Here is a 17,431-nt window from a genome sequence, read left to right as displayed (position 1 = left end):
AAGGCTTTTATCTTTGCCATTTTCCACTACATTTAGCCGCAATGAATTCAGTCAGTTTTGTTTTAACCCGTACAGGTCTTCCGAAGAAAAGCGTTGAAAACACGCTTCAACTTTTACAAGAAGATGCTACTATTCCTTTTATTTCCCGGTATCGAAAAGAAATGACAGGTAATTTAGATGAGGTGCAGGTTGCACAGATCCTGCAATTTAAAGAGGAATATGAGGAACTGGAAAAAAGAAAAAAAGCGGTTTTAAAATCTATCGCCGAGCAGGAACTTCTCACTCCGCAGCTGGAGTCGAAGATCGTAGCTTCAGGAAATTTGGTGGAGCTGGAAGATCTTTATCTGCCTTATAAGAAAAAGCGCAAAACAAAGGCCGATACTGCACGGGAGCTGGGCCTCGAACCTTTGGCTAAGATCCTGATGGCTCAAAATTCGGGCGATGTAGAAGCTGCAGCCCGAAAGTTTATCAATAAAGATGTTGGGGGTGTTGCAGCCGCTTTGCAGGGCGCTAAAGATATTATTGCTGAATGGATCAATGAACACCAGGGAGTGCGGAACCGGCTTCGGAAGCTTTTTCAGCAGAAAGCCATGATTTCTTCCAAAGTGATCAAAAAGAAAGCTGAAGAGGAAGATGCGCAAAAGTTTCAGAATTATTTTGAATGGGAAGAAAAGCTGAATTATATTCCTTCTCACCGGCTATTGGCCATTCTTAGGGCAGAAAAGGAAGGTTTTGTACGGGTGAAAGTGGAAGTGGAGCATGAGGAGTCTTACAGGATTGTATCAGGATTTATTCTGAAATCCCAGCGAAATTCCTGTACCCAATATATAGAAGAAGCCATTGATGATGCCCTGAAGAGGTTGCTTTTTCCGGCACTTTCAAACGAAGCTTTATCGGCTGCAAAAGAGAAAGCAGATACTGAAGCCATAAAGGTCTTTGCCGATAATCTGAGGCAGTTGCTGCTGGCGCCACCTTTGGGCAGCAAACGGATCCTGGCGCTTGATCCCGGTTTTAAATGGGGTTGTAAGCTGGTGTGCCTTGATGAGAAGGGCGATTTGCAACACAATGAAACTATTTTTCCGCATGCGCCGCAAAGAGAAACAGCTTTGGCTTCAAAAAAGGTAAAATCCCTGGTCAATGCTTATAACATTGAGGCCATAGCGATTGGGAATGGTACGGCTTCCCGGGAAACTGAATTTTTTATAAAAAATATCCGCTTTGACCGGGATGTGCAGGTTTTTGTGGTGAACGAGGCCGGTGCTTCGGTGTATTCGGCTTCGAAAATTGCGAGGGCCGAATTTCCGAATTTTGATGTTACCGTGCGTGGGGCCGTCTCCATTGGTCGGCGTTTGGCCGATCCTTTAGCTGAACTGGTAAAGATCGATGCCAAATCTATCGGGGTGGGGCAGTATCAACATGATGTTGATCAAACAAAACTAAAAAATGAACTTGATCGCGTAGTAGAGAGTTGTGTAAACGCTATAGGTGTAAACCTGAACAGTGCAAGCGCACCGCTACTGAGTTATGTTTCGGGCATTGGCGCGTCTTTGGCCGAGAATATTATTAATTACCGGAGGGAAAAAGGGGAATTTTCTTCCCGAAAAGATCTGCTGAAGGTGCCACGCCTTGGCGCAAGGGCTTTTGAACAGGCCGCGGGATTCCTGAAGGTGCCTGGCTCTAAAAATCCGCTCGATAATTCGGCCGTGCATCCTGAAAGTTACTCCATAGTAGAGAAAATGGCTGCAGATCTTAAAGTTGAGATAGAAGAACTAATTGGGAATAAAAAACTCATTTCAGAAATTACTCCTGAAAATTACATTTTTGACACCGTAGGTTTGCCCACAATTTTAGACATTCTGCGCGAGCTGGAAAAACCGGGAGTAGATCCGCGGAAGTCGGCAAAAGTGTTTGAATTTGATCCGAACGTGAAGAGCATTAGTGACCTCAAACCCGGATTAAAGCTACCGGGGATTGTCAACAATATCACTAACTTCGGATGTTTTGTAGATATCGGGATCAAGGAAAGCGGACTCGTACATATCTCCAAGCTAAAGAATGAATTTGTGAGTGACGTAAACTCGGTTGTAAAGTTGCATCAACACGTACAGGTAACCGTGATGGAGGTAGATGAGGCGAGAAAACGTATCCAGCTGTCGATGATCGACTAATTGAAGTTAGAACTCATCGAAGTTAGATTTTAGAAGTAAGAAAAAAAAGGGTAGATTTTAGGAGTACGAAGGTAGAACTGGGAAAGTACCAATTTGCAGTCAACAAATTCCAAATCTCTAAGATAGTCTTGGAATGGTAGCCGGGAGGAATTTTCCGCAGAAAGAGTCAGGTTTTTTGCCCTTTTTGGCACCTTATTCAGTAGATTTTTTGGGATCCTGTCGCAGGAGCTGGTATTTTTTCTGCCTTGCTTTCCAACGCTCCATTGCGTACTGCTGCATGTCTTCTACCCGGTCTTTTTCGTCAACAATTTCAAAACCGAGCAAGGTTTCAATAATATCTTCAAGAGTAACGATACCATCAATACCGCCGTATTCATCAACTACAAGAGAGATCTGTTCTTTTTTGTGAAGCAATTCTTCCCAAACCCTAAAAAGTGTGTCGGTTTCAGTAAAAGTTGAAATATTTCTTCTAATATCCTTAAGTTTCAGGTGGAACTGGTCTTCGGCCAGCTTTTCAAAAACCATTTCCCTAAAGACATAGCCGGTGACATTTTCTCTACTCTCACTGTAAACCGGGATTCGGGAGAAGTGGAGAAATTCTTTGTTGACCAGAAATTCCTGCAGGGTCATTTCTTCATTGGCCAGTACAACTACGATTCGGGGTGTCATGATTTCAGAAATCCGTATGGTTTTAAGTCGGATAAGGTTCTGAATGATCTTATTTTCTTTATCGGCAAAAATCCCTTCTTCTGTTCCAATAGAAGCTAAAGCCGAAATTTCTTCACGGCTGGTGGTTAGTTCCTTTTCTTTTCGGGATAAAAATCTGGTAAGAAAGAGAGACATGATCACCAAAGGATAAGTAATCACTATCATGAGCCTGATAACTTTAGTGGTAAATCCCATTAATTCTTTGCTGAAGTTGGCACCCAGTGTTTTAGGAATGATTTCGGTCAAGATGAGGATAAGAATGGTCAATACAGCAGAAACAATTCCAAAGTAGGCTTCGCCGAATACAACTGTGGCCTGGGCACCCACGCCGGCGGCACCAACGGTGTGCGCTACCGTGTTGAGTGAGAGTATTGCCGAAAGTGGCCGGTCTACATCTTCTTTTAATGAGAGGAAATTTTTGGCAGTTCTACTGCCCATTTCTATTTTGGCCTTTACATAAGAGACCGGAGTAGACAGCAATGCTGCCTCTGCAATAGAACATATAAAAGAGGTGAAAAGGGCAATAAACAGGTAAGTCAATAGGAGTCCCATAACTATAAGTGGTAAATTTTAAAGTGATTATGCAGAATAACCTGAACTCTTTAAAGATAAAAGAGAGCAATCAGGAAATTTAAAGTCAAAAAGAATGAAATAAGAAGAAGGGCAAAGACGGGAAAGGCCTTTAAAACTCGTATCGCAATTATCGGGGTCAGGGTCCATATGATAATAATTTCAGTAAGCTTCTGAAGATCATCAGGGTTTTGGAGCAGGGGTTTAAAAATTTTAGGTGCCTGCTGCTATTCTTTCAGAATCTACTAAACTGAGTGCAAAGATACGAAGAATTTCATATTCGGAATAAAAATTCTTCAGGAAGGGAATGGGTAGCATAAAAATGAAGAAGAACAGGAAAAAAGAAAGTTTCCGTGGCCAGGTTTGCTAATTCCCGACAATATTTTGCATGATCATTTTGGCGTGAACCCTTGAATTTTCTATAAACCACTTATGAGTTTCGGTGCCGCCACAAATTACTCCGGCGAGGTAGATGCCTTTTACGTTAGACTCCATGGTTTCAGAATTGTACTGCGGAATTTTTTTACCGTCCTGGGAGAGATCGATCCCGATGTTTTTCAGAAATTCAAAGTTAGGCCTGTAGCCGGTAAGCAGGAGTACCCAGTCATTTTCCAGTACTTGTTCTCCATCTTTGGAAGTGATAACAACTTCAGATTCTCTGATCTCTTTTATTTCGGCATTAAAAACAGCTTTTATGCTGCCTTCATCGATGCGGTTGTCTATATCGGGTTTGACCCAGTATTTTACACGTTCCCCAATGGCAGGGCCTCTTACCACCATAGTTACATCTCCACCTTTACGGTAGATCTCGAGTGCGGCATCGACAGCCGAATTACTGGCGCCTACCACGATTGTCTTTTGAGTGGCGTAAAAGTGAGGGTCGCCGTAATAATGCGCTACCTTTGGGAGATCTTCCCCGGGAATATTCAGGTAATTTGGGATGTCGTAAAAACCAGTGGCAATAATGACATTTTTGGAGCGGTAGCTTGCCTTAGAAGTGGTGATATTATGCAGGTTATCTTCGGCTTCAATTTTTTCTACCCTCTCAAAAAGGTTAATTTTAAGATGGTTTGAAGTAACAATTCTTCGGTAGTACTCGAGAGCTTCCTGTTTGTGAGGCTTTGGGTTTGTACTAATAAAAGGGATTTCATCCAGTTCAAGCTTTTCAGAAGTTGAAAAGAAGGTCATGTTAGACGGATAATTGTACAGTGAATTCACCAGGGTTCCCTTCTCTAAAATGAGGTAGGAGAGGCCTTGCTTTTTTGCCTCCAGGGCACAGGCTATCCCAATAGGTCCGCCGCCAACAATGATCACATCAAACATATTTTCCTTTTTATTTGTTGACAAGATCTTTCAGCTCTTTAATGGTTTGGGTTGGATCTTCGGCTTTGAAAACAAAACTACCTGCGACTAAAACATCTGCACCGGCTTGGATAAGTTGGGTGGCATTTTTATCTGTAACGCCACCGTCGATCTCTATGAGTGTATTGGCACCATTACGTTCAATGATCTCCTTTAGTTGTTTTATCTTTTTATAAGTGTTCTCAATAAAGCTTTGTCCGCCAAAACCGGGATTTACGCTCATCATGCACACCAGGTCGATATCTCCAATTACGTCTTCCAGTAGATTTACCGAAGTGTGTGGATTAAGCGCCACTCCTGCTTTCATGCCTTCAGCTTTTATAGCCTGTAAGGTTCTGTGCAGGTGTGTGCAGGCTTCGTAATGCACCGAAAGATTATTGGCTCCCAGTGCTGCAAAATCTTTGATGTACCTGTCTGGATCCACAATCATGAGGTGCACATCAATAACTTTTTTTGCGTGTTTGTTTATAGCTTCCAATACCGGCATGCCATAAGAGATATTTGGAACAAATACTCCGTCCATGATATCTATATGAAACCAGTCGGCTTCACTCTTGTTGACCATTTCTATGTCGCGCTGCAGGTTTCCAAAATCGGCTGCCAAAAGGGAGGGAGCTATAAGTCTGTCTTTCATGTTGGTGTTGTTGTGCTGCAAAAGTAACAAGAATTATACTAAAAGGCTTAGCCGGTTAAGGGGGAATTCCTGTTCGAATAATTTTGTATCATTAAAAGAAAGACTAAATCTAATATTTTATTCATGGAAGTAGAAGAAAGAAGCAAGAAAAGGAATTACGGAAAAATGGGTTGCTTCATAGCCGTAATCCTTCTGGTCATTGTCATTATTCTTATAGCTACGGGAGTGATCAACTTTAGCTGGGAACAGTAGAATTTCCTAGGAAAAATTCTCCAGCACATAGTTTACTGAATTTCGGATTGAGGGGTCGAGTTTTTCTACATGAGATTTGTAATAATCTAATTCTTCTCTGTTGTAGGCGGCATCCAGGCTTAAAAACAAGTTCTCATAAGTATCAAATTTTTGACCTTCAATTTCTTTTTTGAAAATAGGAATGAGGTTATAATGCCTTTTATCTTGTTGTATCTTCTCAAAAAGGTCTGTCACCATTGTTTTTTCCCCTTCTAAAACCTGAAAGAAGTTGCCATTTGAGTATAATAAGATACCGGTGATCTTAACCTGATTATTATTGGAGCTGGTTAATTTAAGGAGGTTTTCAATTTCATTTTTAGAAATTCCTGAAGCTACGGTACTTACGTAGCTTATTGCATAATTCATGAGTATATTTTTGAGCAAAAAATAATAAAAATGAGAAGATAACCAAACAAGTAGTTGATGCTTAACTTCTTGCTTGAAAATTTCCCTACAAAAATGCCATTTTTGACACCTTAATAAAAGGTGAACCCGGAGTAATCAGCTCCGGGTTCTTCATCAATCAATCAAAAAACGAACAGTAATCACCTGTTGCTTCTTTACCGGGAATTAACCCAGGTATGTCTTTAATATCTTGCTTCTTGAGGTGTGTTTCAACCTTCTGATAGCTTTTTCCTTAATTTGTCTTACTCTTTCTCTTGTTAGATCAAAAGTCTCGCCAATTTCTTCAAGAGTCATTGGATGCTGGTCTCCGAGTCCAAAATAAAGACGGATTACGTCAGCTTCTCTGGGAGTAAGGGTTTCAAGAGCTCTTTCAATTTCTGTACGCAAAGACTCATGTAGGAGTTCTCTATCGGGATTTGGAGATTCTCCTGAACGAAGTACATCATAAAGGTTAGAATCTTCGCCTTCTACCAAAGGAGCATCCATAGATACGTGACGCCCGGAATTCTTCATTGATTCTTTCACGTCATTGATAGTCATATCAAGTTCTTTCGCGATCTCTTCGGCACTTGGCGGACGCTCATGTGACTGCTCAAGGAAAGCAAAAGTTTTGTTGATCTTGTTTATTGAACCAATTTTGTTGAGCGGTAAACGCACAATACGAGACTGCTCTGCAAGAGCCTGCAGAATAGACTGTCTAATCCACCAAACGGCATAGGATATGAATTTGAAACCCCGGGTTTCATCAAATCGCTTGGCAGCTTTTATTAATCCTAAATTTCCTTCGTTTATAAGGTCGGGAAGGGTTAATCCCTGGTTTTGATATTGTTTCGCTACAGATACCACAAAACGAAGGTTCGCTTTTGTAAGTTTCTCCAGAGCACGGTCATCACCCGCTTTAATTCGTTGTGCCAACTCCACCTCTTCATCTGCGGTGATCAGGTCAACTTTACCAATTTCTTGCAAATACTTATCCAGCGAAGCAGTTTCACGGTTTGTTACCTGCTTCGTAATTTTAAGTTGTCTCATCTAACGTCTTCTTGGATTTTAATTATGAATAACTCTTGTATTAGTTATACGTAAGATGGGTTGGAAATGTTACAAGAATTAAAGATAATAAAAAATTTTTTTCCTTCGACGTCTTTTGACCTGTTTTCCCTGTCGCCAGATCAGGAAGCCTGTAATAGATAAAAAGGGGCCGCTAAGGCCGATAAGGCAGTACAGAAGCTTAATCCAAATGCCGCCATATTGCCCAAAGTGCAACGGGAGTACGGTACTTAAAATTTTTGTTCCCAGGTTGGCTTCCTGGATTTTTGTGACTCCTTTAATTTCTCCGGAAAGATAGTCGGCACTAACATAGTTGAAGAATTCAGAATAAAAGAAAGGGTCATCATCAAAAAAACCATAAATGACGAGGTTGGCATCAGGGCGAAGCGGAAGCCTGATGTAGGTGGGTTGGAAATCTGGAAGTTCCTGCTGCATTTCTTTTAGTAAACTTCCCACCTGTACTGTAACAGCAGGAGAATTTGGTGCGGCTGAAGTTTTAAAACCGGCCACAACAATGCTCCACGAAAGTAAAATACCGGTGATCACCAAAATAAAATTAAGCAGTAAAGCCCAGGTGCCTACAATGCGGTGCAGGGAAGAATAAAAAGTGCGTTTGTTCTTTGTGAGTACCGGGGTTTTGAAAAATAGTGTTTTAAAGATGCTTTTACGGTAGAGGTAAATTCCGCTGATGAGCGAAAATAGGAACAGAATGCCAACAATAAACACAATTGTGCGGCCTACAGGACCTGCCTGCAGGGAATAGTGAAACTTTAGCAACCAACGGGTAAAGGTGGTGAGTTCGTTAAGCTCTTTAATAATTTCTCCACTGGATGGGTGCACAAAGACAAAAAGTCTTTCGTTAGAATTCCTTAAATTGAAGATGAGTGCTTCCTGTTCTTCAAAATGAATGAGTCGGGTGTCCCAGCCGGGATAATTTTTCTGAATTGTCGAAATACCGCGGTCAATATGTAAGCCCGAAAAGTTATCTACTTCAATATATTCCTGCCAGCGGTAATTGTCTATGTCATGCTGAAAAACCAGAATGGCTCCAGATAATCCCATTAAAACTAAAACAAATCCGGCAATGAGCCCGGCATAAGAATGGTATTTTAAAACTTTCCTGTTATTCATAAAATAGAGAAGAGGCCGTCTAAAAAGCTGCTGTAAGGTCTTCTGGAATTCAGTTTGACACTAACGGGGCTTTTTAGGCGGCCTCTAAAATTTATTCGGTTTGGCAGGAATTAGTTCCTGTCGTTACGATCTCTGTTTCCTCTTGAACGGTCATCACGGCCGCGATTATCACGGTTATCGCGTCTCCCGCTATCACGATTGTTGTCTCGTGGAGGTCTTGGAGAATATCCTTCTGGTTTAGGTAGGATAGCCTTTCTGGAAACTTTAGGTTTTCTTGTTTTAGGATCCATACCCAGATATTTTACTTCAAACTCGTCGCCCATGTTGACAACATCGCTCACATTTTCTGTGCGTTCCCAGGCAAGTTCAGAAACGTGAAGAAGTACTTCATTTCCTTTTGCTTCCTTGTATTCAACTACAGCGCCAAAATCAAGCATCTTAACCACTTTCACTTCGTATACTTTACCAACTTCAGGTTTAAAAGTGATTGCTTTGATACGTTTTTTGACTTCGTCGATCATTTCCTGGTTCACACCAAGGATCTCGATCACTCCCATATCTTCGACTTCTTCGATTACAATGGTAGTTCCGGTTTCCTTCTGCATTTCCTGAATAACTTTTCCTCCAGGCCCAATTACAGCACCAATGAATTCTCCCGGTATTTCCACTTTCTCCATTTTTGGAGCGTGAGCTTTTACGGTTGCTTTTGGTTCAGCAATAGTTTCGGTAAGTTTATCAAGGATATGAAGTCTTCCTGCTCTGGCTTGTTTAAGGGCCTTAACAAGGATCTCATAAGCAAGTCCTTTTACTTTAATATCCATCTGGCAGGCGGTAATTCCGTCGGCTGTTCCGGTTACTTTAAAGTCCATGTCACCTAGGTGATCTTCATCTCCAAGGATGTCAGAAAGTACTGCAAAACGATCTCCATCAGAAATAAGTCCCATAGCAATACCAGATACCGGTTTCTTCAATTGAATACCTGCATCCATCATTGCCATTGTACCGGCACAAACGGTTGCCATAGATGAGGATCCGTTAGATTCAAGTACTTCAGAAACAACCCTTACAGTATATGGGCAGTCTTGCGGAATCATTCCTTTAAGGGCTCTTTGTGCAAGGTTACCGTGACCAATTTCTCTTCGTGATGTACCACGAATTGGGTAGGCCTCACCTGTACTAAAAGGAGGGAAGTTGTAGTGCAGATAGAAAGTTTCCTCACCCTGGTGGGTAGGCATATCTATCATATTTGCTTCTCTGGAAGTTCCAAGGGTCACTGTAGCAAGTGCCTGAGTCTCACCTCTGGTGAATATGGCAGAACCGTGTACAGAAGGAAGGTAATCGATCTCACACCAAATTGGGCGAATTTCATCTGTCTTTCTTCCGTCAAGACGCAAACCTTCAGCAAGGGTCAATTCTCTAACTGCTTCTTTTTCTACTTTGTTAAAGTAACCTTTTATAAGATCTTTTTTCTCTTCAAGTTCTTCTTCAGAGAACATTTCAAGAACTTCGTCTTTTACTGCAGAAAATGCATCGCTACGTTCATGTTTGCTATGAGCACCTTTAGCGATATCATAGATCTTTTGATAAGCAGCTTCGCGAACTTTGTTGTACAGATCTTCATCAGATTCTGCAACAGCATATTCCCTGGTCTCTTTTCTTCCAAAAGCATCGGCAAGGCGTTGCTGGGCTTCAATTTGACCTTTGATGGCTTCATGAGCGAATTTTATAGCCTCGGCCATTTCTTCTTCGCTAATCTCTTTCATTTCACCTTCTACCATCATTACAGAATCGGCAGAGGCACCAATGATCATATCAATGTCAGATTCTGCCAGTTGGCTACGGCTTGGGTTGATCACGAACTCGCCGTTGATTCTTCCCACACGGGCTTCAGAAATTGCAGTTTCAAATGGGATATCTGAAAGCTGAATTGCTGCTGAAGCTGCCAGTCCTGCAAGTGCATCGGGCATTACTTCTTCATCATGAGACATCAGCTGGATCATCACCTGGGTCTCATATCGATAATCTGAAGGGAAAAGGGGACGCAAAACGCGGTCAACAATTCTCATTACAAGAACTTCTCCGTCGCTTGGGCGTGCTTCTCTTTTAAAGAATCCGCCGGGATATCTACCCGCGGCTGCAAATTTTTCTCTGTAATCTACTGTTAACGGAAAGAAATCTGCCGTGCTTTTGTTGTAGTTAGAAACTACGGTACAAAGTAGCATAGCGTCTCCCATTTGAACAACAACAGAACCGTGGGCCTGTTTTGCCAATTTTCCGGTTTCGATGGAAATAGTCCTGCCATCTCCAAGGTCGATAACCTCCTTAAATGTCTTTGGAATCATAAATTTTTTAATTCTACTCCTGCTCATTTGCAGGTTGTTAAACAATGGTCTCCCGTTAATTCTGAACGGGACAGGTTGTGTTGTTGTTGTGGGTTGTGAAGACCAATGAAAAACTGCCTTTTGTTTTCTCACCTGCCAGGTAAAAAACCAGAGGTGTCAAAAATGAGCTTTTATTACTGAATTTTTTCAGCTTAAAAATTACGGAGATTTTTCAAAGGAAAAGAAAAACCAATAATAAATTTTTAAAAAAGCTGTGTGTAAAGAAGAAATGGTATAAAAAAAGGGGCCGCGAGAGCCCCTTTTAGTTATTTTCTTAATCCTAATTCTTTAACGATCGCACGATACCTCAAGATATCTTTCTTCATTAAATAATCAAGTAGGCTTCTTCTCTTACCTACTAATTTTACCAGTGATCGCTCTGTATTAAAATCCTGACGATTGTTCTTTAAGTGTTGACTTAAATGTTCAATACGATGAGTGAACAGGGCAATTTGTCCTTCGGCAGAACCTGTGTCGTTCTTTCCTTTGCCGTGTTTTGCAAAAAGTTCTTCTTTTGCTTCTTTAGTTAAATACATTCCAATATTAATTTTAATGATTTTTATGTATTGACAGGTTTTCTGCCAGGCCGCAAATATAATATATTATAAAATATTAACAGGGTAAAATATTACTTTTCTGATTGACAGCCTAAAATGTCATTTTTAAGCCCGTATGGGTTGATTTTGAATAAGATCGATGTATTGGTTGACCTTATTCTTAAGTTCAGATCTTTTAGTGATGAAATCTAAAAATCCATGTTCCATAAGAAACTCTGAAGTTTGAAAATCATCTGGAAGGTCTTTACCGGTAGTATCTTTTACTACACGAGGGCCGGCAAAACCGATAAGGGCACCGGGTTCGGCAATATTTATATCTCCAAGCATTGCAAAAGATGCTGTGGTACCACCTGTTGTAGGATCTGTACAGAGGGAAATATAAGGAATTCTGGCATCGGCCAGTTGGGCAAGTTTGGCTGAGGTTTTTGCCAGCTGCATTAAAGAATAAGCTGCCTCCATCATCCTGGCTCCTCCAGATTTTGAGATGACCATAAGTGGGAGCTTGTGTTCTAAGGCATAATCTGCAGCCCTGGAGATTTTCTCTCCAACTACAGAACCCATAGAGCCGCCTATAAAGGCAAAATCCATACAGGCTACTACCAGGTCTTTACCTTTTGATTTTCCTACTGCTGTGCGAACGGCATCTTTTAAACCAGTCTTTTTTTGGGCATCCTCCAGGCGATCGGTATATTTTTTTGTATCCTCGAAATCCAGCGGGTCACGTGACGATAGATTCTTGTCAAGTTCTGTGAACTTATTATCGTCAAAAAGGATCTTGAAGTATTCATTACTTCCAATTCTTACGTGATAACCATCTTCGGGGCTTACATAAAAATTTTTCTCCAGCTGCTCTGCATCTACAATCTTTCCGGTAGGGGATTTATACCACAAACCTTTGGGCACATCCTTTTTGTCTTCGGTGGCAGTTTGTATTCCCTTTTGTGTTCTTCTAAACCAAGCCATGGTGAATGAGATTAAAAAAGGTATGGCCCGAAAATATTCAGGCCATACCTCTAATTAGTTTTATTACAGGGTGTTAATGTTATTAAGGTCTTCAAAAGCCTTTTTTAGACGGTTTTTGAAAGTTACCTCTCCTTCTCTAATCCATTTTCTTGGATCGTAGTATTTTTTATTTGGAGAATCTGCACCTTCAGGATTACCGATTTGACCTTTTAGGTAATCGGCATTTTCGCCCATGTAATCGCGAATTCCTTCTAAATAAGCATATTGAAGATCTGTGTCAATGTTCATTTTGATAACTCCGTAGCCAATAGCTTCTCTTATTTCTTCAACTGTAGAACCGCTTCCGCCGTGGAAAACGAAGTCTATAGTATTTTTTTCAACACCGTATTTTTCAGAAATAAAATCCTGTGAATTTTTAAGGATCACCGGAGTCAATTTTACATTTCCGGGCTTATAAACCCCGTGAACGTTACCAAAAGCTGCAGCAATGGTAAATTGATTGCTCACTTTGCTCAATTCTTCATAAGCGTAGGCAACTTCATCTGGCTGGGTGTAAAGCTTCGAAGAATCAATGTTGGTATTGTCAACTCCATCTTCTTCGCCACCGGTAACTCCAAGTTCAATTTCGAGGGTCATTCCCATTTTGCTCATTCTCTCAAGATACTTCTTAGAAGTCTCAATGTTCTCTTCAAGAGATTCTTCAGAAAGATCGAGCATGTGAGAACTGAATAAAGGTTTTCCAAACTGCTCAAAATGCTTTTCACTAGCATCAAGCATTCCATCTACCCATCCTGTAAGTTTTTTCGCACAGTGATCTGTGTGAAGGATAACTGTTGCTCCATAAGCCTCTGCCAGTTCATGAACGTGCTTTGCGCCGGCAACAGCTCCTGCGATAGCGGCTTTCTCATCTTTATTAGAAAGACCCTTACCGGCATTAAATTGTGCTCCTCCATTGGAGAACTGTATGATGACGGGGGAATTTAATTCGGCTGCTGTTTCAAGTACCGCGTTAATAGTACTTGAGCCTATGACATTGACAGCGGGAAGTGCGAAATTTTTCTCTTTTGCGTATTTAAAAATTTCCTGTACCTCCTGGCCAGTAGCAACGCCGGGTTTGATATTATAACTCATAATTATTATTATTTGGTTAACAAAAATAAGAAAAATAGTCGGGTTAAAAAGGATAATTGATCCCTACATTAAATACTGCTTTTGAAAGTTTGTACCCGCTAAACCACCTGTTTTCTGGTTCAAGGGCAGGGTTGTAAGTTTTAAAACCTACATCAAACCTCAGAACAAAAAAATCGAAGTCATACCGGAAGCCCAGCCCTGTTCCCAGTGCAAGTTCTTTAAGGTCGGGAAGGCCCGTAAAGGTTGAAGCCTCTTCTTCTACAACATCAAAAACATTCCAGATATTTCCTGCATCTGCAAAAACGGCTGCGTTAAGGTCGCCAAAAAGATTAAACCTGTATTCAGCACTTAAAGCTATCTTCATGTTGGCTTCATTGAATTCATTTCGGCCACCGCTACTTCCGGGGCCAAGGGAATAAGGTTGCCAGGCTCGGTTATCGTTAGGCCCTCCGGCAAAAAATGATCTTATGAAGGGAATGCTATTCGAATTTCCATAGGGAATGGCGATACCTCCAAAAGTCCTTATGGCAATTACATTGTCACGTCCCAGATCCCAGTGTTTTATATAGTCAATTTCAGTTTTAACGTATTGGGAGAAATTCACTCCAAAAATGCTGTACCTGCCGGTTTCGTCTTTTTTGATCCTTGCGAGCCTGGATACAGCAGAGAGAAAGTGTCCTGCTGCTTCTAATTTTATTCGTAACCGGGAAAAATCTTCATCATAGATATTCTCTTTTTTGTTGAGGATATAAGAGAAATTGGTTGCATAAATAAGGTTATCTTCGGTTAGCCGGTTTTTTCGCTCTCTTAGATCGCTAAGAATTTCAGACTGGCTCCCTGTTAGCCCCTGAACCTCTCCCAGGCGTGCTGCGCGTAAGAAACCATCGGCACCTTCAGGAATCATGAGAAAACGCTCTCCCTGTTCATTTGTGGTGTAAAATTCTTCGGGAGCATTGACATTTTCTGAAGTTGCTATTTCGTTTATTTCCAGGTATGAATTACGATATACGTTGAAGTAGTTATCTACATTCAGGTTGCGTACATACTGCACATTTACCAGGTCAAGGAGGTGGGTAAGTTTATCGTTGGGCAGCCATCTATAGTTCATAACAGCAGTAAAACTTTGCTTGTCAAGACCAATATTAGTCTGCGTACTGGCACCTGCACCCAGGGTGGTAAAAGGATACATGTACTTTGGAATAAATTTTTCGGTTGAAAAAGGAAATAAAATACGCGGCAAGGTAAGATCTACATCCATACCAATTTCGGTGATGTCAAAGAATCGATCAGAGTCATTTGCAGCGTCTTTTGAAGATCCTATACTTCCCCTTCCAGAGATCTCTAAAATTTCGGCTCCCTTAAAGACATTCCGGATTAAAAGTGAACCCCCAAAACCAATACCGAATTTTTGAATGTTGCTTTGGGAAAGATCAAAATCAAAACCCAAAGAATATTTTTGACGCGGAGTGAGAAAAACATTGGCAACAAGTGCTGTGCCTGTGGTATCGGTAGGATCCTCCATGTATTGAATGTTCGGGTATTTAAAGATCCTTAGCTGGTTGAGTCGGTTGTAAGTTAGTGTCCTATCGGCATCAGAATATATGGTGCCCGGGGTAATGAATATTGCATTGGTAAGAGCCCCCGGTTTAAACTGTAGCTTTTCAAAACTGTAAAGGTTGTAGCCTTCATTAGAGGCAGTATCTGTTATAGGTTCGGTGCGGTTCTCATAGCGGTAATCTGGGAAGATATTCACCTTGCTTATCTTGTGCACCTTATAAGGAATTCTTGTTTCCACGCCATCTACCGTTGCTTCCCGGTTCTGGATAATTATGGCAGAGTTTACTTTATGATCAGTATTTATGGTGTCGGCCTCAAAACTTATATATTCCTGTTCAAAATGATACAACCCATTATTCCGGTATAATTGAGTCAGTCGTTCTCGCTCGGCTCCGTAATCCTGGGTTTTGTATTGAACTCCGGGCACTATCAGGGAGTTCTTCTTATGGGCTTCATAAATGGAATCGGCCACCGCCGAAGCAATTTTTGTAGTGACAGAATCTATATAATAAGGTTGCTTTGGCGTAACAAAATAATTTATTTTCGCCCTCTTTTTCTTGGTGGGAATGATCTCGTACCCAGTCTCTGCATTAAACCAGCCATTGTTCCAGTACCACGCCTTAAGCCGTTCTGCAGATCGTTGACTTTTTTCTTCACTAACAATTGCAGGAGGTTCGCCGGTTTCCTTTAACCATTCATTAATATTTACATAAATGTTTCCCAGCCTTACTACCTGCTTTTCAGAAAGAATATCTGCCAGTCTTTCGGCTCGCTTCGGTTTTTTCTGAAGCCAGTTAATATAAGTAGTATCGGGATTGGGATTGGCGAGATTGTAGAGGTACAGCTGTAGCGGTAGCCCCAGGAAAGACTTGTTCGGCTCCTGGTAAAGCTGGTTGTAAATATTCCTTTGAGAGACCTCCTCACCATCCACATAAATGGTATTCTCTTTTAGAAGTCTTTGATCGTCTTCAACCCTTTTTACAGCGTTACAGGAAGAAAGAAATAAAGCAATTAAAAGAATTAATGATATTTTTGCCCGTAAATGTTTCAAGTAGCCTATTTAATGTGCTCAAAAATACAACTTTGGTATGTTTAGCAAAAGCCAAATTAAACTTATAAAAAGCCTGTCTCAAAAAAAGTACAGGGCGAGGCATGGGTTGTTTGTTATAGAGGGCAAAAAGGGCATTTTTGAACTGCTTTCTTCCCCTTTAAAACTTCATTCTTTATTTACTGCTGAAGATATCTTTGATGCTGCGGAAGAAAAAACCTATCTCATTACTGAAGGCGATCTCAAAAAAGTAAGCAATCAGCAATCCCCACAAACAGCTTTGGCTATTTTTCATATTCCTGAAGTAGTGCAGCCTAAAGCTGAAGGATTGCAGGTAGCACTAGACGATGTGCAGGATCCCGGTAATTTGGGGACTATTATTAGGTTGTGCGACTGGTTTGGGGTCGAAGACCTTATTTGTTCACAGGGTACGGTAGATTGTTATAACCCAAAGGTGGTGCAGGCCACCATGGGGTCTATTTCAAGAGTAAAGGTTCATTACCTTGATTTAGCTGAATATTTGCGAGAGCTCCCTAAAGAAAGACCTGTCTACGGCACATTTTTGGAAGGTAAGAATGTTTACCGGGAACCGGTTTCTCCAGAAGGAGTAGTAGTTTTAGGTAACGAGGGTAACGGTATCTCACCTGAAGTAGAAAAACTTATTACTCAAAAGCTGAACATCCCCCAGTTTGGAAAAGCCATGACAGAAAGCCTAAATGTGGCGACTGCCGCTGCCATTTTTTTAAGTGAATTTAGCCGAAATAAACCTACTGGAAAGTAAAATTGATAAAGACAGCGCGAGAAGACATTTTTTCTATGTTACCTGTATAAAAGCTGTTGGGGTCATTATCTCTCACAAGTTCATCATTAATGGCAAATACTCCTCTTATTGATGGGGTGAACTTGAAGTAGTAGAGATAAAGGTCTATCCCAAAACCTATTTCATAATAAAAATTATTCGTGGTCATTCTAAACTGGCCATCGCTGTTGTCTTCGGGGTTATTCTCGTTACTGGAGAGGTTTAGAGATGTAGACACTCCACCTACTACAAAAGGTTTAAAATTATTTATTCGGGTAGTAGAAAATTTCAGTAGTAGCGGGATGTGTACAAAAGTTGAATTGATTTCCCTGAAAGTTTTACTATCTGCTTTTGTGGCTTGAAAATTAATTCTGTTAAAAGAGACTCCGGGTTCCAGGCGTAGGTCGAGGTGATCGCTAAGGCGCATATTCCCGATTAAACCCACGTTAAAACCTATGGTTCTGTCTATAGAAAAGTCTTTTCCAGTAGCCGGGCTGGCTTTATAATTCTTATAGTCAAAATCAAAGTCGTAAGTGTTGAATCCAAGAAAATATCCCCAGGAAAATCGCTGCATATCAAAATTTGGATTATTGATCACATCTTCCCCGCCAAAAAGCTGTGCACGTGCTGGTAAAGCCGACAATAATACAATTGCTGCAATTAAAAACTTCTTCATGAT

At 41.0% G+C, this 17,431-nt stretch carries 15 protein-coding genes; 3 read left to right on the top strand and 12 right to left on the bottom strand.

Annotated elements, in window-relative coordinates; genetic code table 11:
• Positions 1 to 41: 41 nt before the first annotated feature.
• Positions 42 to 2,168 (top strand): Tex family protein, encoded by a 2,127-nt coding sequence (locus V5739_RS02710; protein ID WP_423819550.1) that lies wholly within the window; start codon positions 42 to 44, stop codon positions 2,166 to 2,168.
• A gap of 192 nt (positions 2,169 to 2,360) precedes the next feature.
• Here the strand turns inward: V5739_RS02710 and V5739_RS02705 are convergent, their stop codons facing one another.
• From V5739_RS02705 to rpe, 3 genes are all read right to left on the bottom strand, one after another.
• The gene (locus tag V5739_RS02705) at positions 2,361 to 3,428 is read right to left on the bottom strand and encodes a CNNM domain-containing protein (RefSeq protein WP_423819549.1); all 1,068 of its coding nucleotides are present in this window, start codon (positions 3,426 to 3,428) and stop codon (positions 2,361 to 2,363) included.
• 384 nt (positions 3,429 to 3,812) lie between these two features.
• The gene (locus V5739_RS02700; protein ID WP_423820433.1) at positions 3,813 to 4,769 is read right to left on the bottom strand and encodes a YpdA family putative bacillithiol disulfide reductase; all 957 of its coding nucleotides are present in this window, start codon (positions 4,767 to 4,769) and stop codon (positions 3,813 to 3,815) included.
• Between the two features lie 10 nt (positions 4,770 to 4,779).
• Entirely contained in the window at positions 4,780 to 5,442 is a 663-nt protein-coding gene (rpe, locus tag V5739_RS02695) for a ribulose-phosphate 3-epimerase (RefSeq protein WP_423819548.1), read from the bottom strand.
• A gap of 123 nt (positions 5,443 to 5,565) precedes the next feature.
• On the opposite strand from rpe, the gene V5739_RS02690 reads away from it, so the two are divergent.
• Positions 5,566 to 5,694, top strand: coding sequence for a hypothetical protein (locus tag V5739_RS02690; protein WP_423819547.1), 129 nt, complete (start codon positions 5,566 to 5,568; stop codon positions 5,692 to 5,694).
• A gap of 6 nt (positions 5,695 to 5,700) precedes the next feature.
• On the opposite strand, the gene V5739_RS02685 is transcribed toward V5739_RS02690, so the two are convergent.
• From V5739_RS02685 to V5739_RS02650, 8 genes are all read right to left on the bottom strand, one after another.
• Complete coding sequence (locus V5739_RS02685; RefSeq protein WP_423819546.1) at positions 5,701 to 6,099, bottom strand: BLUF domain-containing protein; 399 nt, start codon at positions 6,097 to 6,099, stop codon at positions 5,701 to 5,703.
• Between the two features lie 204 nt (positions 6,100 to 6,303).
• Positions 6,304 to 7,167 carry a sigma-70 family RNA polymerase sigma factor gene (locus tag V5739_RS02680; protein ID WP_029035204.1) on the bottom strand — a complete coding sequence of 288 codons (864 nt, stop codon included), beginning with the start codon at positions 7,165 to 7,167 and terminating at the stop codon, positions 6,304 to 6,306.
• 78 nt (positions 7,168 to 7,245) lie between these two features.
• Positions 7,246 to 8,316 carry a PepSY-associated TM helix domain-containing protein gene (locus tag V5739_RS02675; protein ID WP_423819545.1) on the bottom strand — a complete coding sequence of 357 codons (1,071 nt, stop codon included), beginning with the start codon at positions 8,314 to 8,316 and terminating at the stop codon, positions 7,246 to 7,248.
• A gap of 110 nt (positions 8,317 to 8,426) precedes the next feature.
• On the bottom strand, positions 8,427 to 10,658 hold the full coding sequence (locus V5739_RS02670) for a polyribonucleotide nucleotidyltransferase (protein ID WP_266070699.1): 2,232 nt from the start codon (positions 10,656 to 10,658) through the stop codon (positions 8,427 to 8,429).
• A gap of 305 nt (positions 10,659 to 10,963) precedes the next feature.
• Positions 10,964 to 11,233, bottom strand: coding sequence for a 30S ribosomal protein S15 (rpsO, locus tag V5739_RS02665; RefSeq protein WP_265164334.1), 270 nt, complete (start codon positions 11,231 to 11,233; stop codon positions 10,964 to 10,966).
• Positions 11,234 to 11,359: 126 nt separating this feature from the next.
• The gene (accD, locus tag V5739_RS02660; RefSeq protein ID WP_266070700.1) at positions 11,360 to 12,217 is read right to left on the bottom strand and encodes an acetyl-CoA carboxylase, carboxyltransferase subunit beta; all 858 of its coding nucleotides are present in this window, start codon (positions 12,215 to 12,217) and stop codon (positions 11,360 to 11,362) included.
• A gap of 63 nt (positions 12,218 to 12,280) precedes the next feature.
• Positions 12,281 to 13,348 (bottom strand): class II fructose-bisphosphate aldolase, encoded by a 1,068-nt coding sequence (fbaA, locus tag V5739_RS02655; protein ID WP_266070701.1) that lies wholly within the window; start codon positions 13,346 to 13,348, stop codon positions 12,281 to 12,283.
• A gap of 43 nt (positions 13,349 to 13,391) precedes the next feature.
• Complete coding sequence (locus V5739_RS02650; RefSeq protein WP_423819544.1) at positions 13,392 to 15,956, bottom strand: BamA/TamA family outer membrane protein; 2,565 nt, start codon at positions 15,954 to 15,956, stop codon at positions 13,392 to 13,394.
• 37 nt (positions 15,957 to 15,993) lie between these two features.
• On the opposite strand from V5739_RS02650, the gene V5739_RS02645 reads away from it, so the two are divergent.
• Entirely contained in the window at positions 15,994 to 16,734 is a 741-nt protein-coding gene (locus tag V5739_RS02645; protein ID WP_423819543.1) for an RNA methyltransferase, read from the top strand.
• On the opposite strand, the gene V5739_RS02640 is transcribed toward V5739_RS02645, so the two are convergent.
• Positions 16,721 to 17,428, bottom strand: a complete 708-nt coding sequence (locus tag V5739_RS02640; protein ID WP_423819542.1) for a porin family protein — start codon at positions 17,426 to 17,428, stop codon at positions 16,721 to 16,723. The genes V5739_RS02645 and V5739_RS02640 overlap by 14 nt on opposite strands.
• Positions 17,429 to 17,431: the final 3 nt, after the last annotated feature.

Source organism: Salinimicrobium sp. TIG7-5_MAKvit (genome assembly GCF_049569215.1).
Taxonomy (GTDB): domain Bacteria; phylum Bacteroidota; class Bacteroidia; order Flavobacteriales; family Flavobacteriaceae; genus Salinimicrobium; species Salinimicrobium profundisediminis.
This window is presented reverse-complemented; position numbering and strand designations above follow the sequence as displayed.